The 26,157-nt window shown below is 43.6% G+C and carries 28 protein-coding genes; 19 read left to right on the top strand and 9 right to left on the bottom strand.

Annotation, left to right across the window (positions count from 1 at the left end; all coding sequences use genetic code 11):
• Positions 1-97 precede the first annotated feature (97 nt).
• The 18 genes from FIU95_RS07515 to FIU95_RS07600 all read left to right on the top strand — a co-directional run bounded on the left by FIU95_RS07515 (position 98) and on the right by FIU95_RS07600 (position 14,499).
• The gene (locus FIU95_RS07515) at positions 98-481 is read left to right on the top strand and encodes a hypothetical protein (RefSeq protein ID WP_152452942.1); all 384 of its coding nucleotides are present in this window, start codon (positions 98-100) and stop codon (positions 479-481) included.
• A 523-nt stretch (positions 482-1,004) separates the two neighbouring features.
• The gene (locus FIU95_RS07520; RefSeq protein ID WP_152452943.1) at positions 1,005-1,343 is read left to right on the top strand and encodes a hypothetical protein; all 339 of its coding nucleotides are present in this window, start codon (positions 1,005-1,007) and stop codon (positions 1,341-1,343) included.
• An 87-nt stretch (positions 1,344-1,430) separates the two neighbouring features.
• Positions 1,431-1,859, top strand: coding sequence for a hypothetical protein (locus tag FIU95_RS07525; RefSeq protein ID WP_152452945.1), 429 nt, complete (start codon positions 1,431-1,433; stop codon positions 1,857-1,859).
• Between the two features lie 118 nt (positions 1,860-1,977).
• Positions 1,978-2,439, top strand: coding sequence for a hypothetical protein (locus FIU95_RS07530; RefSeq protein WP_152452947.1), 462 nt, complete (start codon positions 1,978-1,980; stop codon positions 2,437-2,439).
• Between the two features lie 1,026 nt (positions 2,440-3,465).
• On the top strand, positions 3,466-3,729 hold the full coding sequence (locus FIU95_RS07535; protein WP_152452949.1) for a hypothetical protein: 264 nt from the start codon (positions 3,466-3,468) through the stop codon (positions 3,727-3,729).
• A 416-nt stretch (positions 3,730-4,145) separates the two neighbouring features.
• Positions 4,146-4,499, top strand: coding sequence for a hypothetical protein (locus FIU95_RS07540; RefSeq protein WP_152452951.1), 354 nt, complete (start codon positions 4,146-4,148; stop codon positions 4,497-4,499).
• Between the two features lie 100 nt (positions 4,500-4,599).
• Positions 4,600-5,055: a hypothetical protein gene (locus FIU95_RS07545; protein WP_152452953.1), complete on the top strand. Its 456-nt coding sequence runs from the start codon at positions 4,600-4,602 to the stop codon at positions 5,053-5,055.
• A 500-nt stretch (positions 5,056-5,555) separates the two neighbouring features.
• Positions 5,556-5,927, top strand: coding sequence for a hypothetical protein (locus tag FIU95_RS07550; protein ID WP_152452955.1), 372 nt, complete (start codon positions 5,556-5,558; stop codon positions 5,925-5,927).
• Positions 5,928-6,706: 779 nt separating this feature from the next.
• Entirely contained in the window at positions 6,707-7,186 is a 480-nt protein-coding gene (locus tag FIU95_RS07555) for a murein L,D-transpeptidase family protein (RefSeq protein WP_253868922.1), read from the top strand.
• 489 nt (positions 7,187-7,675) lie between these two features.
• Complete coding sequence (locus tag FIU95_RS07560) at positions 7,676-8,002, top strand: hypothetical protein (RefSeq protein WP_152452957.1); 327 nt, start codon at positions 7,676-7,678, stop codon at positions 8,000-8,002.
• Positions 8,003-8,519: 517 nt separating this feature from the next.
• Positions 8,520-8,813: a hypothetical protein gene (locus FIU95_RS07565; protein ID WP_152452938.1), complete on the top strand. Its 294-nt coding sequence runs from the start codon at positions 8,520-8,522 to the stop codon at positions 8,811-8,813.
• A gap of 92 nt (positions 8,814-8,905) precedes the next feature.
• Positions 8,906-9,289 carry a hypothetical protein gene (locus FIU95_RS07570; RefSeq protein WP_152452959.1) on the top strand — a complete coding sequence of 128 codons (384 nt, stop codon included), beginning with the start codon at positions 8,906-8,908 and terminating at the stop codon, positions 9,287-9,289.
• A 92-nt stretch (positions 9,290-9,381) separates the two neighbouring features.
• Positions 9,382-9,816, top strand: coding sequence for a hypothetical protein (locus FIU95_RS07575; RefSeq protein ID WP_152452961.1), 435 nt, complete (start codon positions 9,382-9,384; stop codon positions 9,814-9,816).
• 52 nt (positions 9,817-9,868) lie between these two features.
• A complete protein-coding gene (locus FIU95_RS07580) occupies positions 9,869-10,282 on the top strand; it encodes a hypothetical protein (protein ID WP_152452963.1) in 414 nt (137 codons plus the stop codon).
• A 485-nt stretch (positions 10,283-10,767) separates the two neighbouring features.
• Positions 10,768-11,577 (top strand): hypothetical protein, encoded by an 810-nt coding sequence (locus FIU95_RS07585; protein WP_152452965.1) that lies wholly within the window; start codon positions 10,768-10,770, stop codon positions 11,575-11,577.
• Between the two features lie 640 nt (positions 11,578-12,217).
• Positions 12,218-13,534: a group II intron reverse transcriptase/maturase gene (gene ltrA / locus FIU95_RS07590; RefSeq protein ID WP_216646317.1), complete on the top strand. Its 1,317-nt coding sequence runs from the start codon at positions 12,218-12,220 to the stop codon at positions 13,532-13,534.
• A gap of 39 nt (positions 13,535-13,573) precedes the next feature.
• Positions 13,574-13,792 (top strand): hypothetical protein, encoded by a 219-nt coding sequence (locus tag FIU95_RS07595; RefSeq protein WP_152452967.1) that lies wholly within the window; start codon positions 13,574-13,576, stop codon positions 13,790-13,792.
• 212 nt (positions 13,793-14,004) lie between these two features.
• Positions 14,005-14,499, top strand: a complete 495-nt coding sequence (locus FIU95_RS07600; protein ID WP_152452969.1) for a T6SS effector amidase Tae4 family protein — start codon at positions 14,005-14,007, stop codon at positions 14,497-14,499.
• Positions 14,500-14,707: 208 nt separating this feature from the next.
• Here the strand turns inward: FIU95_RS07600 and FIU95_RS21115 are convergent, their stop codons facing one another.
• Entirely contained in the window at positions 14,708-14,866 is a 159-nt protein-coding gene (locus tag FIU95_RS21115) for a hypothetical protein (RefSeq protein WP_172975346.1), read from the bottom strand.
• 334 nt (positions 14,867-15,200) lie between these two features.
• Here FIU95_RS21115 and FIU95_RS07605 point away from each other — a divergent pair, with 334 nt between their 5' ends.
• Positions 15,201-15,749, top strand: coding sequence for a hypothetical protein (locus FIU95_RS07605; protein ID WP_152452971.1), 549 nt, complete (start codon positions 15,201-15,203; stop codon positions 15,747-15,749).
• A gap of 146 nt (positions 15,750-15,895) precedes the next feature.
• Here the strand turns inward: FIU95_RS07605 and FIU95_RS07610 are convergent, their stop codons facing one another.
• From FIU95_RS07610 to FIU95_RS07645, 8 genes are all read right to left on the bottom strand, one after another.
• A complete protein-coding gene (locus FIU95_RS07610; RefSeq protein ID WP_152452973.1) occupies positions 15,896-17,827 on the bottom strand; it encodes an Ig-like domain-containing protein in 1,932 nt (643 codons plus the stop codon).
• A 767-nt stretch (positions 17,828-18,594) separates the two neighbouring features.
• Positions 18,595-19,104, bottom strand: coding sequence for an ester cyclase (locus tag FIU95_RS07615; RefSeq protein ID WP_152452975.1), 510 nt, complete (start codon positions 19,102-19,104; stop codon positions 18,595-18,597).
• A 342-nt stretch (positions 19,105-19,446) separates the two neighbouring features.
• Complete coding sequence (locus FIU95_RS07620) at positions 19,447-20,163, bottom strand: LytTR family DNA-binding domain-containing protein (protein ID WP_152452977.1); 717 nt, start codon at positions 20,161-20,163, stop codon at positions 19,447-19,449.
• 3 nt (positions 20,164-20,166) lie between these two features.
• Complete coding sequence (locus FIU95_RS07625; RefSeq protein WP_152452979.1) at positions 20,167-21,249, bottom strand: sensor histidine kinase; 1,083 nt, start codon at positions 21,247-21,249, stop codon at positions 20,167-20,169.
• 65 nt (positions 21,250-21,314) lie between these two features.
• Positions 21,315-22,742: a S9 family peptidase gene (locus tag FIU95_RS07630; protein ID WP_172975347.1), complete on the bottom strand. Its 1,428-nt coding sequence runs from the start codon at positions 22,740-22,742 to the stop codon at positions 21,315-21,317.
• 444 nt (positions 22,743-23,186) lie between these two features.
• Positions 23,187-23,702, bottom strand: a complete 516-nt coding sequence (locus tag FIU95_RS07635) for a MaoC/PaaZ C-terminal domain-containing protein (protein ID WP_152452983.1) — start codon at positions 23,700-23,702, stop codon at positions 23,187-23,189.
• Positions 23,703-23,724: 22 nt separating this feature from the next.
• Positions 23,725-24,573 carry a CoA ester lyase gene (locus FIU95_RS07640; RefSeq protein ID WP_152452985.1) on the bottom strand — a complete coding sequence of 283 codons (849 nt, stop codon included), beginning with the start codon at positions 24,571-24,573 and terminating at the stop codon, positions 23,725-23,727.
• An 8-nt stretch (positions 24,574-24,581) separates the two neighbouring features.
• Positions 24,582-25,895: an acetyl-CoA hydrolase/transferase family protein gene (locus tag FIU95_RS07645; protein ID WP_152452987.1), complete on the bottom strand. Its 1,314-nt coding sequence runs from the start codon at positions 25,893-25,895 to the stop codon at positions 24,582-24,584.
• Positions 25,896-26,157: the final 262 nt, after the last annotated feature.

The following is a 26,157-nucleotide window of genomic DNA, read 5'->3' on the forward strand; positions in this document are numbered from 1 at the left end:
GGCTCGCCCAGCCCCTGTGGGGCTAGGCTGGACAGCCTACGCAGCGCGCTTCGCACGCAAACGCTCCGGCTGCCCCTGTTGGCAACGTTAACACTCTATGAACGATCATACTCCGTACCAAGAAAGATTAAATAGAATTCCGGATTTCATTGTGGAGTATGAGATAGATCTGTGTGAGGAATTGAAAGAGGCTAAACCGGGGCAAGGAATGCGAGCGGATTTCCTCTACGACGGAGATGATCCACAAGTAGAAGGAGTACATATGATTTGGCCAGAATTACTTGATAAAAATGGCGAGGTTGTCATAGATACAACACCTGGCAACATTGCCAAGCGAGGCAAAGCAAATATGTGGGTCGTTGATGAAGCGCGGCGTCCATATCATGCAGAACGTATAAAAATTGGCACAAAAGGCACTTGGTGGCGGGGCGGCCGTATTGCCAATGTTACAGTCGTAAGTGCCGAGGGGCTAAAGTGTTAACAAAGCCAGGCAGTGAAGCTCCGGGCCTTCGGCCCTCCGCGGGACAGCTTACCTTGTGCACGTTTTGCGCAGGTCGCTTCGCTCCCATTTTCGCGCAAAACGCGCACAAGGTAATCTGCCCCTGCTGGCGGCGTTATGTTTCGAATGAGAAATAAATGATGAATCTTGGGTCGAAAGTAAAGCTTGTATCCTTTAATGGTGATTCTTTATCACCGCAAGACTGTGATCCTGCTGAGAACTACTGGAGATTGATAGGAGCGTACGGAACAATCGAAGAGTTAGAAAACTCTCGTGGGCGAGTTCTTGTGAGGTTCGAAAGAAATTTAAGTGAAATGGGGTTGCACTGTCACAATCCCTCTCCAAATAGCTTGTATATATTGCCATCAGATCTTGAAGTGAGGTCGTAGTGGCGTGAAACATAACAAGCACCGGCACAAGCGCGCACTTCGTGCGCTGGACTCGCAACAAGTTGCTCGCCTGTGCGGTGAGCGTTAAGTGTATGAGTATGAGGATAGCTTCAATAGTGGCGCTCTTGTTGATGTCTCAGGGGGTTAGTGCTGAGGTATCAGATAAAATTCCATCTTTTGTTGGAATGTGGGTGCAAGCTGTAGTTTTTGGTGTGGTCTTTTTGTTTGCCTCATTCAAAAAGCCGTGGTGTGTATTATTGGGTTTGCTGTTTTCATTGTTCTTGGCATCCGGGTTCTATGACATGGCAAATGACAGGTTTATGTATTTGGCTGTTATTAAAGAGCAGGGAGAGCTTTATTTTCTCAATGGCTATGCTTCCTCTTTTGCGGTCGGGGTTCTAGCACTCTTGGGCTTAATAATTAATCGGAGCGTTAATGCAAGGAAAAACACTTAACAAAGGTAGGCAAGGTCGCGCTTCGCGCTTGACCTCGTCGCTATCGCTTCTCGGCACTTGCTACCGGCGTTAAGCGTCTAGAGAGATATGAGCAAATCTATAGTAATACTTGGAGCTGTAACGATATTTCTGATATTGGCATTTAGCGTTGTCAATATTCAGCAAGGTGGAAAAAATTACGCCCAGCTCAAAAATGAGGTTTCGGACTCTGCCAAAGCGGACGCTGAAAGTGAGCTTGCTAAAGGCCAATTTGATATTCTGGCTGAAGCTTATGGCTTCGGTGATGGCGGTAGAAAAGTTCCTGGCATAGGTTTTGAACAATATAGCAAGTGCCTCAGTAAATTCGCTCCTCTGAGAATTTACTTGCGTTCAGGCGATGTCGCATGGGAAAAGAGCGAGATTGAACTCATTAAAGAGCTAACAGAATCACCAAAGTCCACACATACATATGCGGAATCTTTCAATCTCAGGAAATTTAAGTGGCTTATGGAGAGCGGCTCATTCCGATGCGCTTAACCAAGCAATGCGGCCGACGTCTTACTTTGTGCACTTTTTGCACGGTCGCTGCGCTCCCATTTTCGTGCAAAAAGTGCACAAAGTAAGCCGCGGCTGATTGCGGCGTTAAGGCAAGTAAATGAAATACCTACTACTTTTAATCGCGTTTATTTCATTTCCTGCTTTTTCGTGGGAATGTCCTCAGTTTGGGAATAGTACGGATGTTTCCACGCATTGGCATGCAGCTACTGATGTGATATTTGGCCGCGTTAAGAGTGGCTCAATAGTTGAAGATCCCGCTGTAACTTATGATCAAATTTATGAATTTGAGGTCTTTCATACTCTAAAAGGCAAACCTGAAAGTGGAAAATTCAATTTTCAGGTGGAGAAAGGGCCGGGTATAGATGGCTTAATGATTGGTCAAAGCTATATCTTATTTTTCTATAGTAATTCTAAAAGAATAGATTTTTGTAGTATACAAATTGAGCTTTCAAGTCACATCAATGATCTAGTAGAGCTAAAATTTTCTAACTCTAGAAGTGATGTATGGTACTCGCGACCACTAAAGGAGCTTCTGGACCTGTGGCACGCCCAGCCTTAACAATCACAGGCAGTATGCTACGGCCCTTCGGGCCTCCGCGGGACGGCTTACCTTGTGCACATTTTGCTCGGGTCGCTTCGCTCTCATTTTTGCGCAAAAGGCGCACAAGGTAAGCCGCCCCTGCTGTGGGCGTTATTGTGGCGGTCAATTTTCAGATTTTCTGTAGCTGCTGCAAGCATCAACTTCTATCTGAGCACTCTTTTCCTGAGAGTTTTCCTGCAATCTGGTACCGTAGTTTCGCTCCAGTGCCATCGTTTTAAGTCAGCAAGCCCTGCAAGCCAGCTACACCATCATGGAGTGCCAATCAGATAGTTAACCGGTTGGGAAAGTATGGTATTTTCTCCTGTAATTTTATCGGGCAGTGGCCAGCCAAAGTTGGCTGGCAGAGAGCAAGTAGGTCGTTCAGTACGCGCCAGCTATAACTAGGCCAGGCAAGATCGCCCAGCCGGAGGCTGGGCTGGACAGCCTACGCTTCGCTTCGGCTGCCCTTGCTGGCAACGTTATACATCAGGTCACACATGAGCCTTTATGAGCTAATTCAGAATACGATTCGGGTGGTTCCTGTTGTGGTATTGTTGCCAGCCTTTCTATATCTACTTAGGCTTAAGTGGTACCAGCGTTTTGGAGTAATGTTTGTCTTGGGATGGGTGGTGTTCGCAGCCTCGACATTGTTGTTCTGGAGCTATTCAATTAACTATGCACCCACTCAAGAAACCATGACAGATCTTGCCCAACGAGATGGTGCGCCGAGGTTATTTGGCACATTGTTTGGTTGGGCCTTTGGTCTTATTCTGCTGTTTATATTTGAAGCGACAAGGTTAATCTATATTGGATTCAACCCACTAATTAGCCGGCTAAGGTAAGAAAATGCATAACAAAGCCGGGCAGTTTGCTCCAGGCCTACGGCCCTCCACGGGACGGCTTACCTTGTGCACCGTTTGCGCGGGTCGCTGTGCTCCCATTTTCGCGCAAATGGCGCACAAGGTAAGCTGCCCCTGCCGGCGGCGTTAACTGTAATTGAGAGTTATGGAATTAGACGAAGCAATCAAATCATTTAATGAGCTGTTGTCCAAATACGGAGTTAAGGGCTGGAAACTGAGTGAGGTAAGAACTGCTTCCTCAGCACGTAATGTGCTTAGTAAATTTGGTGGAATGGGCAGCATAAATGATATTTATATTTGCGCTGCCAATGGCCATAACATCAAGCCTGAGCATGAAATGCAAGCCAATACAGAGTTACATGAATTATTAGAGCGTATTTATGAGCTCTGTAAAGCTAAGGCTCAGTAATGTCAGATTCACAGTTAACAAGGGCCAGCAACGGACTGTCAAAAGTGTCACTTAAATTGCTGGCGCAATTACGTGCCACTTTTGCCAGCCGCTGTGGTGGGCGTTATGTGATTCGGAGAGTATGTAGTGATTTACGGTTTAATCGGCATTGTCTTTTTCGTGTGGGTAATCTTCTTCGGTGGAGCTAGTCGATTGGAGAATACGTTGGTCGGTTACTTTGAGTTCGGCCAAGCTGGAGAGAAAGCCATCTATATTAAAATGGTGTCTTGGATCGGCCTGGTATTTTCTGTGGGTTTTCTGTTTTTTGGCAGCTCTAGCTAGGCGTGTGCGAGTATCACATAACAAGCAGCGGCAGAGCGACAGCCAACGCTACGCACCTTTTGTGTTACTCGCTGGCGCTCAAACATTAACACAAAATGCGCTCCGCGCTGGCTGCGCCTGCGCTGGGCGTTAACTGTACTGGTGAAATTATGACTAGGGGAAAAGGGATAGCATTGAGGCTCGCATTAGTGGTCGTACTTGCAACTGCTATTTCATTTTTCTTTGAAATTAGTTTCTATATGAGTGTTGTTATAGTTGCAGCTCTAGGAGTTTTTGGCGAAATGGTACATATGCCTGAAAATATGCCAGGAGCTACCGACAACCCAGAAGGAAAAGAAGCTCATCCAATTAAGGCAATGGCCATTGGGGTACTTGTTGTATTTGTTTTACTGTTTGTGGGTTTTCTGTTTCCAGAGGTATACCGTTATGGTTTCGGTACATACAGTTAACAAGCCGCAGCAATCGCTCCCTTTGGTCGCTGGGACAGCCAAAACGCTACGCTTATTTGTCTGCCCTTGTGCGGGGCGTTAGGCACTGGAAGGAGATTCAGTGGGTTATCACGTATCAATATTGAGAACTGAGGATAAAGTTCAGAGAAATATTGAAATTAGCGAGATTCATAGGGCTATTTCCTCTGAATGGAAATTCGATACGAAACATAAATGTTTTGAGAAGATAGGAAAAGATAACGAGATCTGCGTTTTGTGGTACTCAAATGGTGAGCTTTGGGCAAAAAATCCATCTCAATGGGCCATAACTCAAATGCTCGACCTTGCGGATAGTTTAGGTGCCCGTGTCAGAGGTGATGAGTTCGAAACTTACATCTCCAATAATAATACCTATCTTCACCCTGATGATATTTCTCTTATCAAGAAAGCCAATAAAGCTGGCGAGGATCTCATCAAAGAGTCGTTGAGTGAGCAAAAAACAATCAGAGGAGTATTTATAGGCTTTTTCTTACTTATGGGCGCCATTGCTTTCGTAATTGGAAAAAACTTTGAGTAGTAACGGGCCTAACAAACCAATGCAGCTGACAGCCAACACTCCGCTTGCTTTGTGTTGCTCGCTGCGCTCACAGATTAACACAAAGTAAGCTCCATGCTGGCTTCAGCTGATTGGGGCGTTATTGTGGCGGTCAATTTTTAGATAGTTTGTAGTTGCTGTAAGTAACAATCTCTACCTGAACACACTTCACCAGAGAGTTCTCCTGCTAACTGGTACCGCAGTTTCTTTCAAGTGCCTTCGTTTTAAGTCAACAAGTTCTGCAAATTAGCTGCCGCATTGTAGAGTGCCAGTCAGATAGTTAATTGGTGGGGAAAGTATGGTACTTTTCCCTGTAAATTTATCGGGCAGTGGCCAGCCAAAGGTGGCTGGCAGAGAGCAAGTAGGTCGTACAGAGCGCGCCAGCTATAACCAGGCCAGGCAAGATCGTCCAGCCGGAGGCTGGGCTGGACAGCCTACGCTCCGCTTCGGCTGCCCTTGCTGGCAACGTTATGAGATTCGTGATGAAGCAAGCTTTTATTCTTTTGGTTTTTCTTGTTGTGTCTTGTGGTCGAGGAAATCCTGGAGACGGAATGGAGTCTGGTACTGACAAGTATGAATGGTCGATTCTTCAGAACCTTGAATACCAAAATAGAGATGTCAATAATTTGAAGTTCTCAATTATAGAAAAATATAATTATGCTATCGCACAGGTTCCAAATGAATCTGGCGTGGGTGCTTTCTATATAATGCTCAATCCAAAGGCGCCTCCCTTCTACAAGCAGATGCCATCTAAACAATATAGTTTGAGCGATGAAAGGTTTTCTGTGATTCAGTCTCACCCAAAGACCATTACTACAGTTGAGATGGCGGTTAGATCGCATGTCGCGGAGTAAATCTCATAACCAGGCCAGGCAAGATCGCCCAGCCGGCGGCTGGGCTGGACAGCCTACGCTCCGCTTCGGCTGCCCTTGCTGGCAACGTTATTGGTCGCTCGCTCCAGTTTTGCGGGGGGTCAATAAAGGATAGCAGGTGATTATTAGTTTGCTGTATAAAAAAACAGTATTGGCGGGAAAGCCCATAGCCAACGGTTCGACCTTCATGTAAGCTTCGAACCTAGTGCTGCTAGTTTCTCTCTCCGAATCGTGGTAGACAATAAAAGAAAGATATTTGTAGTGAATTTGTACACAGTGCCACGAGCAACAAATAACAACCCGATTATGCGGAAACCTAAAAGTTGTCATTCCCTTTGCTTGCGCAAAGGCACTGCCAACTTTCTTAACGGTTCCGCATATCTATTTTCGTTATTGTGGCGGTCAATTTTAGATGTTTTGTAGCTGCTGCAAGCATCAATCTCTATCTGAGCACACTTTTCCTGAGAGTTTTCCTGCAAGCTGGTACCGCAGTTCCGTTCCAGTGCCTTCGTTTTCAGTCAGTAAGCCCTACAAGCCTGCTAGGACATCGTTGAGTGCCAATCAGATAGATATCCGGTGGGGAAAGTATGGTATTTTCCCCTGTAAATTTATCGGGCAGTGGCCAGCCAAAGTTGGCTGGCAGAGAGCAAGTAGGTCGTTCAGTGCGCGCCAGCTATAACTAGGCCAGGCAAGATCGCCCAGCCGGAGGCTGGGCTGGACAGCCTACGCTCCGCTTCGGCTGCCCTTGCTGGCAACGTTACATGCATATGAGAAATATCCTACTCATCTTTATGTTTTTGACCTGCAATGCCATTGCAGAAGTAGATTTGGTCAAGGTAGATAAATCCGAGAACAAGCTCTATCTGCTGGATGGAGAAAAGGTGGTTCGTGAATATCATGTTGCTTTTGGTAAGAATCCAAAAGGCCACAAGCAGCAAGAGGGCGATGAAAAGACACCTGAAGGTCGCTACATCCTAGACTACAAAAAGGAAGATTCATCATTTTATAGAGCTATGCATGTCTCATATCCTAATCAGAAGGATAAGGATGTCGCTGAAGAACTGGGTGTTTCCCCTGGTGGTTTCATAATGGTTCATGGTCAAAGAAATTGGCTGGGTTGGTTTTCACCAATAACTCAGCGTTTTAATTGGACTAACGGTTGTATAGCCTTAACAAACAGTGAAATGGATGAGTTCATGGATCTGGTAAAGGTGGGAACTCCGATTGAAATTCAGTGGTAAGGGGCATGTAACAAGGTGCGGCAGACCGACGTCTTACTTTGTGCACTTTTTGCGCAGTCGCTACGCTCCTATCTTTGCACAAAAAATGCACAAAGTAAGCCGCCGCTGCGCACGGCGTTATTGTGGCGGTCATTTTTTAGATGGTTTGTAGTTGTTGCAAGTATCAATTTCTAACTGCGCTCGCTTCTCCAGAGAGCTTTTTCTACCCGCTGGTACCGCAGTTTCTTTCAACTGCCTTCGTTTTAAGTCAGTAAGCCAGTTGCGCCATCGTTGAGTGCCAGTCGGATAGTTAATTGGTGGGGAAAGTATGGTATTTTCTCTGTAAATTTATCGGGCAGTGGCCAGCCAAAGTTGGCTGGCAGAGGGCATGTAGGCTGTTCAGTACGCGCCAGCTATAACCAGGCCAGGCAAGAACGCCCAGCCGGCGGCTGGGCTGGACAGCCTACGCTCCGCTTCGGCTGCCCTTGCTGGCAACGTTATGAGTAGCTTATGAATAGAGATCGCGATTTAATCGAAGCGTTTGAAAATTTAGATCTTGCAGCTATGAGGTCTGCAATTGAGATGGGAGCGGATATTAATTGCCCACACCCTGATGGCGGGTCAATATTATCTGTAGCTGTCGATAGTGCTATAGATAGCTGTATTCAGTCTGGAGGTGGTCCAGGAGATGAGGAGCTAGAATTCGTCGAACTCTTACTAAACAGCGGTGCGGATATATTCCTTAAATTTGGTGATTCATCAAGTGCCATTGAATGTGCAAAAGCTTATAAATCAGTAAAAAACATAGTAGTGTATCTTGAGAGTTTTCACTCATAACAAGCGGCTGCATTTCGCTCCGGCCTGCGGCCTCCACCGGACTCGCTACGCTCGCCGATGAGCCGGGCGTTATGAGTAGCGTATGAAAGACTTTCTTATTTCTTATATTAAGAGACTCTCCGGGTTGCAATCCGATGCGGCAAGTTACTCTAGAACAGAAAGATATTCAGCCTTTTGGTCGGTGGAAGTATTCTTGCAATGATGGTGGTTTTTGTATTGGCGCTAGTTAATGAAATATTTTTTGATAAATATTTTCACGATTTTATAGTGGTTTTTGGACGGGCTTCTTTAGGATGTTTCATTGTGGGGTTAATTCTCACAGTCTTGTCAGCTAATGATCTGGTATAGTTGTGTGCGAAGTACTCATAACAATCACGGGCAGTTTGCTCCGGCCCTTCGGGCCTCCGCGGGACGGCTTACCTCATGCACGCTTTGCGCGGGTCGCTATGCTCCCATTTTCGCGCAAAACGCGCATAAGGTAAGCCGCCCCTGCCGTGGGCGTTATACGTTAGGAGCTATGAAAGCATTTCTATTATCTCTGGCGCTCTTGATCTCAAGCTTTCAGGCTCTTGCTGAAGAATCATGTGAGCGTAATGTTCAGGATGATGGAGCGAGAAAAGCAGCAATTAGTTTCTTATCTCGTCAAGAGTATGTGGATGAGTATGAGAGATATCCCGAATCCACAATAGAGTCAGGCTGTTTCTGGATTGTTTCGTTTAAGCATAAAGACTGGAAAACTAGAAAGCCCTCGCGTGGCAAGGTGAGTGTTCATAAAACAACAGGGGAAACAAAGTGGCTTCCTTCAAGGTAAAAACGTATAACAAGCGGCAGCAGCATCGGCCCTTCGGGCCTGGACTCGCTACACTGCGTTTCGCTCGCCGCTGTGCCGGACGTTAAACCTCTATGAAGATTGAGCCATATAAAAAAGTCGGAGAAGTAAGCTTAGAAGTTCGAGAGGATGAGCTATTGCGTGACCTCGGAGATCCAAACAGAAAATCGACAAATAGCATTGGGCTTGTCGAATTCGACTTTGGCTCTAGAGTATTTCGTTTCGATCCATCTGGAGCCCTAGACGAAGTAACTATTGAATCTGAGGTTGTTGAGCTGGAAAGCGCATCTATACCATTTAAGTACCTCGCTGCACGCCTTAAAGCAGATGATGCTGGGGTGTTTGAAAAGTATGGTTTTATTGTCAGCCCAAAATTTGGGCTGGCTTTCGACCCAGAGCATAGCCCTTGGGTTACCGTATTAACAAAAAAGGGTTTAGCGGCATGGCAAAAGGTTTAACAAAGGCAGGCAGCATCGCCACTGCATGGCTGGACCTCGGTACCCTCGGCTGCTGCTGCCGGCGTTAAGCATAAATGAGTATGTAGCAAAATATGGAAGGTGTTTATATTGCAGTTGGCGTCGCAGCCTTGGTAGTAGCTGTCTTAGTGGCTCGATATATCAAGCGAACTGTAGTTGATGGGGCTCCACTTAAGAGTCTTGCGAGAGAGTTTGGCGAGGAGTTGCGCGTAGAAAGCGACAGTGGCTTGATCAGGGACTACGTCCGTTTACCTGCTTCCGCAGTTACCGCATGTACTGGGGTTAAAGAAAGCGGGGTGGTTATTTATAGTGTTGGTGTTTGCTCGGTGTTAATTCCCTGGAGTTCGGTGGTGAGAATTAATGTCACTAAAAAAACAAAATCACATTATTTGGCAGAGCTTAGTCTCGAAAAAGATGGTAAAAGTATTTCCAATGTATTTATACCTTGGCAATCAAACTACAAACAGTTTGTTCCTGCGTCTACTGGTTACGCAGAAGCAAATGCTTAACAAAGGCAGTAAGGGCGACGCTCGTATCTCGCGCGCCTTCTGCCGGCGTTAAATGTCACGAAAAATGCATAGCACACTTAAAAGATGGATCGAAGAGCTAGAAACTGACGTTGAGATTGTTTCTTCTCATGAAATTAATGAGGAGGCAGGATCAAACCTGTTTTCTTTTGGCTTTAACCAATGCCTACTCAGTGAGTGGGGGCGGGAGTCTGTCCAAGAGTTTTTGGCCAGTTGTGCTGACCTCTACAAACGAAAATGCAGCGGTTCAGCCATGGTTTTTTATTCCTGGCTAGATAACCAGGCCGGCCAAATACGTATTTCAGCAGTTAGTGAATCACATAATAAACTGCCTTTTGGCTGTAAGATCAATATGACAAGCTTGGAGCAAGTCGTAGATGATATATTTTCTAATGATTCCGGTTTGTATACCAAGGGAGCACTGGACGTTTGGTGCAAGAACATTTAACAAGTCAATTAACTACGCGCCTTCGGCGCCCGACAGCTCACACTCCGCTTCGCTGCGTTCCAGCTGCGGGTTATTGAGACGTTATTGTGGCGGTCAATTTTTAGGTGGTTTGAAGTTGCTGCAAGCACCAATCTCTTCCTGAGCACATTTCTCCAGAGTGTTTTCCTGCAAATTGGCACAGCGGTTCCGTTCAAGTGCCTTCGTTTAAAGCCAACAAGTTCTGCAAGCTAGCTGCAGCATTGTGGAGTGCCAGTCAGTTAGTTAATTGGTGGGGAAAGTATGGTATTTTTCCCAGTAAATTTATCGGGCAGTGGCCAGCCAACGTTGGCTGGCAAAGAGCAAGTAGGTTGTTCAGTGCGCGCCAGCTATAACCAGGCCAGGCAAGATCGCCCAGCCGGAGGCTGGGCTGGACAGCCTACGCTACGCTTCGGCTGCCCTTGCTGGCAACGTTATGTGTATTCAGTAATGAGAAAAGGAACTAACTTATGTCAATTGAAAATTATGTAGTTACATCATTCAGGTTTTCGGATAAGGAAAGTCGCGATGACTTCGTAAAAGCATTTGGCGATACGGTTAACATGGACAATGCGTTTGAAAGATACGAGTTTACGAAGCTGCTATCAAATAAATTCACTGAGGTATACGGGGAAGAAGTTAGTTTTGATAGTAGTATTCACGACGCAACTGTTACTCCAAAAGAGGAATTTGAGGCTGAAATATTTTTAGAAGGTCGGGGAGTCAGTGGCTTAATTTATGAGATGACCAAATATCTATCTAAAAAACTGAATGAAGTATACTTACTTGAATTACTGGATGAGTATTACTTCAGTATTTATTCAAAATCAGATGATAAATGGGTCTCCTATACCAAGTCAATGAAGGAGCATTGCTCTGATTTACTCGATGATTATGATGTCTTATTTGAAACCAAGTTATCAGAGATGGTGGCACTGTATAGAAGTGGTACGCTCTCACCTTACAAGAAAGCATCACATAATGAAATCTTTGAAAAAATCTCAAATATAGAAATCGATCCATACGAAGATGGGTATATTTTTGATATAGATGATGCTCGGATAACTAATGATAAAGGCGATACTATTATTACTGCCGCAGTGCGAAGCGGGAATACATCCGTCATATTTCACGTGACTCAAAATGTCGATCATGGGTCCATTCAAATTCCAAACGAAAAAGGTGAAACCCCCATAAATATTGCTGAATCAATAGGAAATAAAAATGTAATAGATTGGGTGCGTAAGTTAGGTGGCCATTCGAAAAAATTACCATCTTAACGGGCAAATAAGTTTAGTTCACTTCGGTAAGTGTAGAGCTACACTTAGATTTTAAGGTTTAGCAAACACATAACAACGATATTAAATTCGCGCCCTGCGGTTGCCTGACGCTTCGCGTAGTTTATATAGGGTGTGTGTGTGCCAGGCATGGCATTTAACTAGAGAGGTGAAAGTCCTCTTATCAGGTATTCGTGGAGCCGAAGGTTAGCGAAAGGGCAAGGTTAATATCGTGAGGTATTGGCTGGAGGAAGCCCAACGCAAATTCACGGGATGATGAACAAGAACTGGATATGAGGTGTGACGTAGGCGGAGCCAGTGGGCACGTGACCATAAAGCTCTCCATCCACAACTGGCCTGCGTTTTATAAATCCAGCATCTACGTGAAGAAAGTTAAATGTCTTACCCTGGGAGGTCTATAGGTTGTTAATGGAATAACTGAAAACTGAGAAATCAGTTTTGATCGGCCTATAGAAGTCAGCAGAAGGCATAGTAGGTAGGTTTCGTGCTACTGAAGGCCTGAACAATTCTGGACAGTATTATTAACACAGAGCTTGATGAATGCATCTGACAAGTAACTTAGTTGCCAGGGAAAAAGAATTTTTTTTCTGGATGAACATCAAACTGGAAACTTAATCGTACCTTGTCCAATTTTCCATCTCTTTTAATGCGACGAACTCTAGATAGGAATAATCTGTTTCGAGCATTACAACAAGTTTCTCGTAATCAGGGTGCTCCTGGTCTGGATGGCATGACGGTAAAACAGTTACCGGAATACCTTAAGCAGACTTGGATTGCTACTCGACAAAAGGTGCTAAATAGTAGCTATCGTCCTCAACCGGCGAAACGTGTCTTTATACCAAAAGGCAATGGTGGTCTGCGCCCACTGGGTATCCCAACGGTGCAAGATAGGTTAATCCAACAAGCTATCGCACAGATTCTCAGTGAACAATGGGAGCCGAAGTTTCATGCTTTTAGCTTTGGTTTTAGACCAAATCGATCAACGCATCAGGCGATTAAACAAGTCCAATACTTTGTCCGGCAAGGAAAGCGCTGGACGATCGATATGGACTTGAAATCTTTCTTTGATGAGGTGAATCATGACAAACTCATGTCAACACTGAAGAAAAGCGGGATGCCGGCTGATGTGCTGGGGTTAATAAACCGATATCTAAAAGCACCGACGGTTGTGGATGGCAAGTTTATAGCTACAACAAAAGGCGTACCGCAAGGTGGGCCATTATCTCCACTACTAGCTAATATTGTACTTAATGAACTGGATTGGGAATTGCACAAGCGCCAACTCAGTTTTGTACGATATGCCGATGATTTTCAAATACTGGTGGGAAGTCGTCGGTCTGCAGAGCGGATAAAATCAAGCCTTACGCACTTCATCAAATGTAAGCTGAAGCTCACAGTAAATACTGAGAAGAGTGCAGAGGATCACTTCTGGAGGCGGAGTTTTCTAGGGTTTAGATTGTTGAAGAAAGATGCCCGGATAAAGGTATCGGAATCATCGATCAATAAATTGAAAACAAAGGTCAGAGGGATCACCCGTCGAACACGAGGCCGCAAGTTTACTCAGATCATAAAAGAGTTAAAGAAGTCCCTGCTTGGTTGGAAAGCGTACTTTGATATCAGTGAAGTACTGAGCCCTCAGAAGGATCTAGACAAGTGGATAAGACGGAAATTGCGATGTTATCTATGGAAGCAGTGGGGGCGTAGTGGTTACCGCAGATTAAGAAGGCTGGGAGTTGATCGCTTTCTAGAGTGGAATACAGCTAAATCAGCGCATGGACCATGGAGGCTAAGCAAAAGTCCGGCCCTTTGCAGAGCATTACCAAATAGATACTTTAGGAACTTGGGGCTGCCGGCATTGGCAGATAGAAAGGGGAAAAGAGTTGAACCGCCATGGTACGTGATCCGTATGCCTGGTGGTGTGGGAGGAGAGGTATCGTGAGGTGCCTCCCTATCCCGATTATGTGAGTACGGCAAAAAGATGAGTGGATTTAAATGGGCAGACTTATCAGAATTTGAGCAGAGAAATTATCTCTTTAGGTGGTTCTGGTCCGAAATACGTGAGGAAGGCGAAGTTAATCTTGTCAATATTCTCAAAGAATATCCTCCTTTGGCTTTGTTAATTCCGGAGATTGTAAAAGATGTCGCGGAACTCTTATGTGTAGAAGCTGATGAAGTAGAAAAGCTTATAGTGTGTTAAGATCATTTGTGATGTTGGTAGCGGGCACAATAAATGATTATTAACGAGCACATAACAAACCGCTCAAAGTTCAGCCGCGTTGCGGCTTGGACCTCCGTTTCGGCGCTCGTTTTGGGGGTTACGCTACGCCACCCCAAAAAGTTCGCCTCCACTACGGCCCTTTAGCGGGGCGTTAGCTTTAATCGGAAATAACTAATCAATAAGGAAATTAAATGGTACGGTTTGAGAGTTTGTGGGAAAACTACCCAGATGATGACCCATGTGATGCAAAGAACCGGGATGGTGAAAAGCTATTTGGAAACCAGTGCGCCATTCGACTAAGTCATGCAATGAAAAAATCCGGTATTAAATTCAACACTTTCCCAAAGGGAAGGAAGTGCTGGGTTCATCCTGGGGAAGAGCATATTCTTGCTGCAGCGGAACTTGCTGATTGGATTCAAAATTCAAAAATTCCAAATATGCTCGTCACTGAAAACATAACTGGTGAAAGCTGGCGGGAAAAAGTTGAGTCTAGAAAGGGAATCATATGCTTCGAAGATTATTATCTCCGAGGAGACGGTAGCGGAGGAGACCATATCGACCTCTGGAATGGTAGAGCAATGACCGGAATCGGTTCATATTTTCGCACTCGGTTCAATATAGTTATTCCCAGCATTTGGTCTGACTTGGGAAAATCCAAGAAAATAAGGTTCTTTCCAGTAACATGATGAAAAAAATACTTTGGTTTATTGTAGCGTTCGTTTGCATCAGCATTGCCTATTTCTGCTTAGTATATTTAGCTGGGTGGGCACTGAGCTTGGCAGATCTCAGGCTCTACGATTCTGAGGCAGATCAGCAGCGTAATTTTAATATCGTAGTGACCGGATGGCTTTTACTTTCAATAGTGGGTGCTGCGTGGTTAAGTGCTCGGAAAAGCTAACAATCAGCGGCAGAGCGACAGCCAACGCTACGCACCTTTTGTGTTACTCGCTGGCGATCAAACATTAACACAAAATGCCCTTCGCGCTGGCTGCCGTTGCCATAGGCGTTATTGTGGCGGTCAATTTTTAGGTGGTTTGAAGTTGCTGCAAGCACCAATCTCTTCCTGAGCACATTTCTCCAGAGTTTTTTCCTACAAATTGGCACCGCAGTTCCGTTCAAGTGCCTTCGTTTAAAGCCAACAAGTTCTGCAAGGTAGCTGCAGCATTGTGGAGTGCCAGTCAGTTAGTTAACTGGTGGGGAAAGTATGGTATTTTTCCCAGTAAATTTATCGGGCAGTGGCCAGCCAGCGTTGGCTGGCAAAGAACAAGTAGGTCGTTCAGTGCGCGCCAGCTATAACTAGGCCAGGCAAGCTCGCCCAGCCGGAGGCTGGGCTGGACAACCTACGCTTCGCTTCGGCTGCCCTTGCTGGCAACGTTAGGCACTACATATGATTCCAGTTGGGTACATGGCAAAGAGGATTGAATTAAAACCGGATTGGCTTAAAACCGATCAGGTGGAAGATATTTATTCTCTTAGTAACTGTACGTCAAAAGATTTCGCTGATTATATCGAATATTGGAAGCACAATGGGTACTGGCTATTTAATTCCCCTGAAGATATCTACGCTCTAGCTAAAGAGCATGATGTTGATATGTCCGGAACAAAGATGTTCTATTACGAAGTCTATGAATATCAATGTTATGAAGATGAACCAGAATGGGAAGAATTTCAGCCGGAGAAATCATTCGAAACTAACGTCACTATTCCAAACGAGAAAGAGCTAGAGGGTTTTGATATAGTATCCCTCTACAATGAAAATGCACCTGAGTGTTCATACTTATCCTGTAACCATATGGCGCAAGAGCTAAATGTAAATCAGCACTGTCTCTTGCCCAGTTTTGAGGAAGCGAGATTGTATTTAGAAAACAAAGCCTTTGATGGCTGCGAATCAGGACCGTGTCGAATCTTCGCGGTATATTCGCTTCCAAATGCCTAACAAGGCCATCAACTTCGCGCCTATCGGCGCCGGACAGCCTAATTAGTGTTAACAGCCCTAAGCATGGATCACTTAAAAGGTGGGCAATAAGCAGGGCTCCAAACTCTTATCCAGAGAATGAGTCGCCCTGCAGCTTAATGTGAGTATTAGCGAGATTTAAAAATTAAGATTCGATGGTTCCCGGAGTCAGTAATAAATAAGTTATTTTTATAACCAAAAATTCCTGTGGGCTCATTCAGAGTAGATGCTGTCGGCGATTCAGCTTCATCCGGATACCCAATACCGTTTTGATTTGCGTCATTTGCGGTAAAATTAGTAAATCCATTCTGACCTAGAACTCTGTCTGCAGGTTCAAAATTTGTGGTTGGCCACGTGTCCCAAATCAAAATTCTATTATTTTTGCTGTCAGCAACAAAGAGTTGAATTCCATTTGACCAAATGCCAGTTGATGGTTCGTTAAAAGTGTACTCGTTGACGGGCCATTCTATACCTTCTTTGTTAGTTGACTCCTTATTTCTGCTTGTGAAGTCCGGTTGTCCTAGAACTACATCTGCAGGCTCAAAATTTTTGCTGGGGAAATTGTTCCACAGAAGAATGCGATTGTTTCCGCTGTCTATAATTGCTAGTTTTTTTCCGTCACTCCATACATCTGTAGGTGAATTGAAAGTATTTGCAGAAGGTCCATCCAGGACGCAATCTACTAACGATGTCTGGCCGAGCACTAGATCTGGAGGCGTGTTGTTATTATCTGGTTGCGTGTTCCAAATCAAAACCCTATCGTTTCCTGCATCGGTGACTAGAATTTTTTTATCCGCAATAGAGGCTCCCCAACTAATCCAGAGTGCCAGGCTCACACAAGGGGAAATATCATCTTCACCAATTATTAATGTTAGAGAAGGTATCGCTCCCATCCCAATCGTTATTTTGTCATAAATAGAGATAAGTCTTTCTTTATATTGTGAAATCAGAAGGTTATTACCATCAAAACTTACATCTGATGGGCCAAATAATTCCTGTCGTTTGTCAGATAGGGTGAGAGTATCCAGTCCATCCTTACCTACCGCCATATCTGCAGGAGCGCCATTAATGGTGGGGATAGAGTTAAAGACTAACACTCTATTAGAGGAAGTATCTGAAATATATAGTTTTCCTTCATTGTCAACACTTACATCGCCACTGGGTTGGAATGAAAAGCTTTTCGCGCTTATTCCTACATCGTTGCTAGAAAAGTTATCTTGACCAATAACAACTTTTGCGGAGTCAAAATTCTCAAAATATAAAGGAGTCGTAAAAGTACTGCTATATTGCGGTATTTTGTTGCCTGCTTGGTCATTAACATCAATGCTAATGTCGCGGTCTTGGCCAGACTCCCAGTTGGTATCGGGTTTAATGGATAAGGTATCATTCCTAACATTGGTTTCAGACCAAGCAATTGTATAGCCATCTTCAGTAAGGCTACCAGTCAATTGAAGACTTTCGACATCCATAGACTCTGAGAAGAGAATCTTGATTATGTCGTTATTCTCTAAGCGAACCGTCCCTGGAGTAAAATTGACAACAGAGGGAGGCTGCGTATCTATCTGATAGGAGGCAACAACCTCTTCCATGATGTTATCGGCATCAATTTCTGCATTAATGACTAAGGTATATTCTGATAAGTTTACCCACCCCGCTTTTGGGTTTGCTATCAGTGTATCTTCATCAAGCTGAGTAATCACTCCGTCTTCACCCATAGTTCCAGATAACGTAACATCATCAAGTTGAATGGAAGTACTGAAGTTCAGCTGAATATCCTCATTCGGCCCAATGATGCTGCCGCTAGCTGGCTTGAGGCTTACTGAAAGTGGTGGGGTATCACTGCCAGGCTCCTCCGTTGTTGGAGGTGTAGTATCAACGCCCTCAGAACCATTACCAGAATTAGTTCCTGTGCCATTCCCAGAGTTATCTCCAGAACTATTTCCATAGTTACTTTCGGAATCGCTGTTTGTTGAGTCACTACCCCCTGAGCCGCCACTACAGCCATAAAGTGATGAGGCGATTGCGACACAGAGCATTAACTTTAGAATACGATCTTTCATGCTTACTTCCCTGTTATAAAACTCCTGGAATCAACGAGAAAATTCCCAATTGAAACTATCGTGCTAAATTTGGATGATTCCTGAGCCAAGATTAACGTTTTACCACTTGAAAGTCACTTTTTTAATAAAAGCTAAAAGTTAATTTTTCATGCTGAAAGTACAAGCTTACAAAGCTTAGGTTGATTTCTTACCATATCTCTAAATTTATGTTTGTAGTCGATAGCTTGATTAGGGATATTTTGGAGCGATTTCAAAAGAAATAAGTTTCCATTTTTAGAGATGAAATTTGCCACTTTGGATGGTTGTATTTGTGATTTATACCGTTACCAACACTTCGGACATTTTTAAGAGGTGAGGAGGGTAGAAATCGTGGGCGGGTACTGGGAAAATAAGGCACTCAGATCAAATTGACGCAGCACCTACACTTGGAAGACGTTATAAAAGCTATTTTTGTTCAAGTGTCCAATGTCAAAAAATCACAGGAAAATTTTATGCTCACGTTATTTACTGTACTGATGGTTTTTCAGGAAAAGGCGATATTTCTAATATGAATAAATACAGATTAGTCAATGAGAAGCGCTATCGTTGACGATCACGTAGGAACTTAGACTTCGTCAAATTCGATGCAGATATTCTCAGGGACCATTTATAATTTTTTCAATAACTGTTATCTATGGCTGGAAGTATGAGGCGGCTTAAATAGAATGTTGGTATGGGGCAGCTGGATAGATATTCTCTATACAGCCGATTGTCGAAACTGAATGTCATTATTTTATAGCCCCCATTTGTTTCAGGAAGCCGTATTTATCCCAGGTAACCCAGGTTTCGGTGATCTTTCCATCTTCAATCCTGACAAACTCAACGCCATCATAGGTGACGGTCTTCTTTGTTGGGGGTTCACCCATAAAAGAGCCGACATGATTTGCCCTGATAACCACATGGGTGGCCACTAAATTCCCTTCAGCGACCTGCATTTTTTTAAGAATTTTTACGTCTTTGAAGGCGTCATGAAATTTATCTACCTCAGCCTTTACTTCTTGTAAATTTCGTTTTTGAGGGCCAGCGGTATAGTTGGTTGCAGAATCCAGATGATTCACATAGTTTGGAGCAAAAATAGTGGCTGGATCAATATCAGTCCCACTAAGCCACCAATCAATAGCTTGCATAGCGAGTTTTTTATTTGCCTCTAGGTCATTGGAATAAGCAAAAACACTAGTTAAACTCGCACACAAGAAGATACATGCCGTTATTACCAAAGAAAGATATCGTTTAGTCATGTAGTTGTCCTATTTGCAAAGGTACCTGAGGTCACCGTTAGTTTTGATGAAAAAGGAGTTCATTAGAGAGCTATAAGGAGTGCAAAGTATGAACGCTATTCGAAGGAATAGTCATGTCTGCAGGTGGATTTTGGCAACCGCTTCCTCCTTACCTGCCCAGCTGCTGGGTTAAATAGCCCTTCACGATTCATCAGGTTATCAAGTTCCGGATTGGAAGCTTGTAGGAGGAAACGATGGCCTTAGTTCCCTCCTTATTGGCAGCTCTTACATTAATCTATTGACTGACTATTGGATATCCAGCGTAGGCATAAAAAGCTTGATACAGCTGTTTATCTAAGTGGGCTAGAGACTCAGCATCTCTCGTAGGCGGGTGGCTGGTCGTCTGGCAACCTCTATTTCTTTCCCGTCAGTCATGGTTATTAGTAAACCACTGTTAATCCACGATTCTATATCCTTAATAAAATTTAAATTGATAATCTGCTGTCGATTAACGCGAAAGAAAATTTCAGGGTTCAATCTTTGTTCAATTTTGGCTAAAGATTTATAGATAAATGGTTTGCTATCATCGAAAAAGACTTGCGCATGATTACCGCAGTTTTCAAAGTAGCGAATTTTTCCGATTTCGATTAGCCAGCAACGCTCTCCATCTTTAATGAATATTTTATTGTTGCTGTCTAAGTAACTTATTGAGTCGCTGGAGGGGGTAGGGGGTGTCTCACGTAATGTCTTGTCTAGGGCCCGCTTTAGTTTTTGAGGGTTGATTGGCTTGAGTAAATAATCCAGAGCATTCACTTCGAAAGCTTGGATGGCATACTCATCGTAAGCTGTTGTGAAAATAATTTGAGGTGTAAGGTCCAGTTTCTCTAGTATGTCAAATCCATTGCCATCAGGAAGGTTGATATCTAAGAAAACTAAGTCCGGCTGTTCTTCTGATATAAGAGAGATCGCTTCTTCACAGTTTTGCGCCTCTGCAATCAAGTTTATATGCTTATGAGGTTTGAGCAGTTCTCTCAATTCATTACGTGCGAGTCGTGAGTCTTCAACGATAATGGCTTTCACTTCTTATACCACTAATTGTAAGGAGGAGGGAATATGGCACTGGGCAACCACTTGGGAGCCCTGCTGTTTAATATTAAAACGTGTCCTACTGCCATATTGAATGGTTAATCTTTTTTGGATGTTGCTTAATCCTAGGCCAGTATTGTTGCTCTCTGTAGTTGATGTTGTGTTGAGGGTGCCTGGATTTTTGACAATGATTACTATATGGTTTTCTTCTTTTGTTACTTTAATCATTAGTTCACCTCCTTGTTTGCACTTTTCTATACCATGACGTACGGCATTTTCTGCAAGTAGCTGGATTAGCAGTGGTGGTATTCTCTCTCCCATTAAGTGATCCTCTACCTCGATTTTGAAAGCTAGTCGATCTTCATATTGAATTTTTAGAAGTTCGATATACTGGCAAACGATCTCTAGTTCATCTCTTAACGGTACAGTCTTATGCTTGTGGGCAATTAAGGTATAACGTAGCAGATCAGAGAGATTGGTTAACATTTCTCTAGACTTATTGGTATCTTCAAGTATCAAGGCGCGAATGTTATTTAATCCATTAAAAAGAAAGTGAGGGTTTAGCTGCCCCATTAGCGCGCTCATTTTAGCTTCATTGAGTTGCAGCTTGAGTTGTGTTGCATCTTGCTCCGCCCTTCGCAAGCGATCTTGGTTTACTGCAGTAAGGTAAATTAGAGACCAAGTTAGCATGAGTAGGATAAGGATAAGCCAGCTATCGAACACCGCTTCCCAGAAAGTGTGAACAACCGTATATCCCTCAGAGTTATAGTACGCATAGATGATACTCACTGCGATACAGGCGCAGATAAATCCTAGTATGATTGAGGCTGAGAGAAAATAAGCCCATTGTTGATACCAACTTTTATCAAAAAGATTAAAGCGGTATGTGATTTCTCGGATAATAAGAGTGGAGAACCCTACGGTTAATACTACGGTTGCAACGTGTATTGCGATCTTGTCGATGTGATCCTGGGTCAGTAGTCCCAGTGAGAAGGTATTTACTAGTGAGAATATTGCCCAGCCACCAAAGTGGTAGGATAGAAATTTTACAGATGGAGTAGGTGATTTTAGAAAATTCATTGAGTGTATATGTTAATAAAAATGGCTCCAAGATAGGAGCCATAGATTGATATTTCTTATTATGACTAGAAGCGTTCATTTAGCCATAATGACATTATGTTAAGGGCTCTTGGAGAGAAGCTTTCTTCAATTTCAGCATATTCAGAAAATGAGCCGTTGCCTGCAGTTTGAAAAAGATGATTCATTTTTTCAAGTTCAATCGTTTTAAAGTCCTTGTGCCCAGCATTACTCAATACTGACTGTATATTGTTCAGGTTCATTTTTGCATCAACTTGAAAGTCTAACGATCCAATAAGAGCTAATAATGGTGATTTTGTTTTTTCTAAATAAGGCTCAGGGTTGAACTTAAGAAAATAACGGAACCAAGGTGTAGAGTATTGGTTCTTTAGTTGTTCAACTTGTACATCCAGTTCTTCTGCCTTAACGCCTTCGAGCTTGACACTTTCGTAAAGCAGTTCCTCAATCTCACCATTGATACTCTCTTTCAGCCCAAGCATGCCAAGTTTATCAAAAATTTTCTTATCTAAATGGCTGAGTTTTTGCAGCTTTTCTTCTGGAACGCCTTTAAATCTACGATCCCGGTTCCATTGATCAATAATCAATTCTGGTATTTTAACCCCTGGGCCTGCAAGCAGGATTGAAAAAGCGATATCATCTCGGCTGCTAGCAACCATGGGTGCTATCATACCACCTTCGCTGTGTCCAATTAATCCAACTTTACCTTTGGGTAAATCTTTACGACTGTTTAAAAAATCTACAGCCGCACTGGTGTCATTGGCAAAGTCTTCGCTGGTTGCTGCACTGAAGTCACCACTGGAGCCACCAATGCCGCGGTCGTCATAGCGAAATATTGCATATCCTTGTCGTGTCAGGTGATCGGCGATTATTGCGAATGGCTTATGGCCAAACAGGGTTTCATCACGGTCCTGAGGCCCTGAGCCACTGATAAGAACAGCGGTTGCCTTGATATTTGACTTTGGTTTAGTCAGCGTTCCTGAAATGATATTGTTCGTCGCAGCATTCTTAAAGCTCACCTCCTCAATCGTATACGGAAATGGACCTTGTGGTGTCTGGGGGCGATTGTTCGGCCTGTTTCTTGCACTCTCAGAGGTCCTGCTAAAATTCATCGGTGATGCAACATTCTGATGAACAGCGCCGAACATCAGGTCAGTTGCTTCACTATAAGCGCCTTTGTAGCTAATCTGTAAGTCTTCCACTTCGAAAGTGATACTATTGTCTTGGATTTCCAGCATGGAGACTTCTAGCCCTTCCTTCCGCAGAGAGGGACTGTCCAAAGTGCCGGTCCACTCGCCATTAACTTCGTCAAGATGAATGACTATTGGCACATTTCTCTCACCATTTATTTGTGCAACTGACCTCCAGCTTCCTTCGATGCCACCAGCCATTGCATTGGCTGAGATCAAGCCTGTTGCGAGGATTAAGGTTTTTAATTGCCACTTGGCTTTTGCAAAGGTAGTTTTGCTCGCTTGCATGTGTGATATCCCTGTGTGTATTCGATGAATGCTTGGCATTCTAATGAGCTTTTGGCTTTATGTAGCAAGTTTAGTGGGAATGGTTTTTATGATTGATGAGCGGTAAAGAAAGATGATGAGTGGCTAGAGCCTGTGCATGCACAAGATGGTTCTATAGTACCATTAGTTTTGAGGCATACCTGTCACTTCTTTGTAGGCTAGGCTAGGGCTTCGTTGAGTGGCACTTGTTTCTGGTTTTTTGTTCGATAGGCTGGAGGGGCTTCGGTGTAGATAGCCGTTAAGCACACAGCACATGCCGCCTGCAAGGTTCGCACTACAGAGTTTTAGAGCGATTTGTATCCTGCGTTTCGATTTATGGAAAGGTCTAGATATTCCTACAAAGCTTTGCCTTGATTGTGAGCCACTCTGAAAGTAATAGAAGTTACGGCGTTATTAAGAGGCCCCCTAAATGCCGTAAGATGGTGAGTGGCCTTTCTTGTACACCAATACTGTTCTCAGAAAACTCATAAATAGTTCACCATCTTGATTGAAGCCACGAGTTTCAACCGTCACTATTCCCTGAGTAGGGCGGGAATGCGTTTCCCGTTTAGATTGGATTTCACTCTCAGCGTAGATGGTGTCCCCCTCAAAAACAGGTTTTAGTAGCTTTACCTTATCCCACTCTAAATTAGCTACTACTTTCTTACTGATCGTGTTTACGGTCATTCCAGTTACAATCGCCAGGGTTAAAGTGCTATCTACTAGCGGTAACTTCCATTCAGTGTTTTGTGCATAGTGTGCATCAAAATGCAATTGTGCCGTATTCATTGTAAGTAACGTCATCCAGGTATTGTCTGTTCGAGTCAATGTTCTACCAGGACGATGCTCAATGATCATACCCTCTGTGAAGTCTTCGAAGTAAAATCCAAAGTCTTCCCGATAGCGGTTATCGCTGATTTTTTTATAGGGTTGGAATTGCATAACTACCATTTCCCTTGCTTCTTTAGTTTAGTTTGTTGAAGATAGTGATGATTTGCTTTGCTTTGGAATAGACAGGTACATCAATCATCTCACCTTGGTATTGACAAGCCTTGCCCTTTGAGTTGTTATAAATCTCTACTATTTTTTCTGCTTTTTCATACTCCTCTTGAGTAGGCTTGAAAGAAGACTTGATTGCTGAGATTTGTTTGGGGTGGATAGCGGCTTTGCCATTGAATCCCATTGCCTTAACGGTATTCAGCTCTTTCAGTAGCCCATCTTCATTATTGAAATCAAAGTAAGGTGAGTCATAGCAGGCCAGATTCTTTGTCGCTGATGCTTCTACGATTTTGCTGCGAGCAGAGCTTAGGGCGTTAATGGAGTTGTCACAGTTCAGTTCGTTGGCATAGTCTGCTGCACCAAACATCAAGGCCTGCAGTTTCTGTGGGCTGTTTTTAACAATATTGTGGATGTTAATTGTCCCATTAGCTGTTTCGATTAAGGCAATTATTGCTAAGTCCTCATAAGTTTGAGAGAGAAGTTCATTAAGCTGCTGAATATCATTAGGGGACTCTGTCTTGGGGTAAAGTACAGCATCGATCTGTAATTTGACTGTAGTAATAGCCAGTATGTCTTTTAGCCCTTCATTGCTTGTTAGGTGATTGATTCGAATAATATTGGCAGTAGTGTTGCTGTCTTTCTTTGAAAGATAGTGAACAGCATTGTCCCGGGCTAATTGCTTTTCACTTTTGGGTACACTATCTTCGAGATCAATAATAATTGCACTGGCTTCTACCTCCCTTGCTTTCTGAAAAAGACTGGGTTTATTACCTGGTGTAAAAAGCAGTGCAGGATGAATGTGTAGGTTGATCATAAGGTCGGTTAGATGAAATTGTGCTCTTTAGCTTCTTTTATCAGGCTTTCCCTAAAGTCTGGGTGTGCAATATTAATTAGGGCATGGGTACGTTCGGTGGTTGATTTCCCCATCAGCTGGCAGCAGCCGTATTCAGTAACTACGTAATCAACATCAAGCCTGGAATCTGTTGTGATGGTATTTAATCGCGGTACCACTCGAGAAATTTTTCCGCCCTGTGCTGTAGAACTGCTTGCCAATATGGTCTTACCGTTTTTCGAGTAATAGACACCTCTAATGAAATCCAGTTGTCCACCCACGCCTGAGAACTGATGGTCAGTGAATTCTGCATTCACCTGACCATTGAAATCGATCTCTATAAAGGAGTTAACTGATATCATGTTGTCAATCTGGGCAATAGTCTGTGGTTCATTGACGTAAGAGACCGGGAGGCAGGCCATTGAAGGATTCCCATCAATAAAGTCATACAGTGCCCTGTCACCTATTGCAAAAGTGAAAACATTGAGGTGGGTATTAAGCGTTTTTCGTGAATTATTAACAGCGCCAGATTTGATCAGGTTTATCATACCCGAGGTGATAACCTCGGTATGTATCCCAAGATTTTTCTTACCAACCAAATCCTCACATACAGCATTGGGAACACCACCAATCCCCATTTGAATGGTGGCGCCATCAGGTATTAGTGGCGCAATATAATCGCTGATCTTTTTATCCAGTTCAGAGGTTTCTCTTTGTGGCTCTTCGATTAATGGGGTGTCGTTTTCTATGATTGCATCCACTTCGTTAATATGAAGTAATGTTTGCCCAGAAGTTCTCGGCATATTTTTATTGACTTCAACAATCAATCGCTCCGCGTGCCTGGATAACTCAATGGCATAATCTCCGCTAGTGCCAAAGTTGAAGTATCCATATTTATCCATTGGGGATACGGTAACGAGAAAGGCATCCAAATTAACTTGCTTTTTAATGATCTCAGGGTAGCGACTGAAGGAGATGGGCACATAGTTAATGTATTTTTTACCCTTGGCGAAACCTTTCTTGGCGAGCTTGACCTCGTCTTTAGTGAGCATGGACGAAAAAGGCCTAACGCGGTCTAGTAAATCTTCCTGAAAAATGGTTTTCATTGCGATGCCACCGCAGCGCATGTAGTACACCTTGAGCTTCTTTATGTCGTCTGCCCGAACGCGCTTTTCTAAAGCTCTTAGTAATGCCGGTGGCGTGGCTACACGCATCCCCATTGAAATGATACTTTCACTAGGTATTGTGGATATGGCGTTATCGGCTGTGGTCAATTTTCTATGGTATTGGGCTTCGTAGTTCATAATACGCTAAATTCACCGTTATCTTATTTGTCTTCTCTCTGGGCCCTTAGTCGCTTTATGGCCTACAAGCACTGAACTTAAAATAGATTATTTTTCCGGTCTCGATAGTGAAGTATGGGCTTCGATAGCATTCTCGGTTAATGCTAGGGCTTATTTATAGTGGCTGTTTTATATTGTCGTGATTTGTTGCTATTCATTGAGGAATTGAAAGGTTATTTACGGCGATACTATTTAAGGCTATCAGGTTCAGTGTGAACAGGAA

Source organism: Microbulbifer sp. THAF38 (genome assembly GCF_009363535.1).
Lineage (GTDB): Bacteria > Pseudomonadota > Gammaproteobacteria > Pseudomonadales > Cellvibrionaceae > Microbulbifer.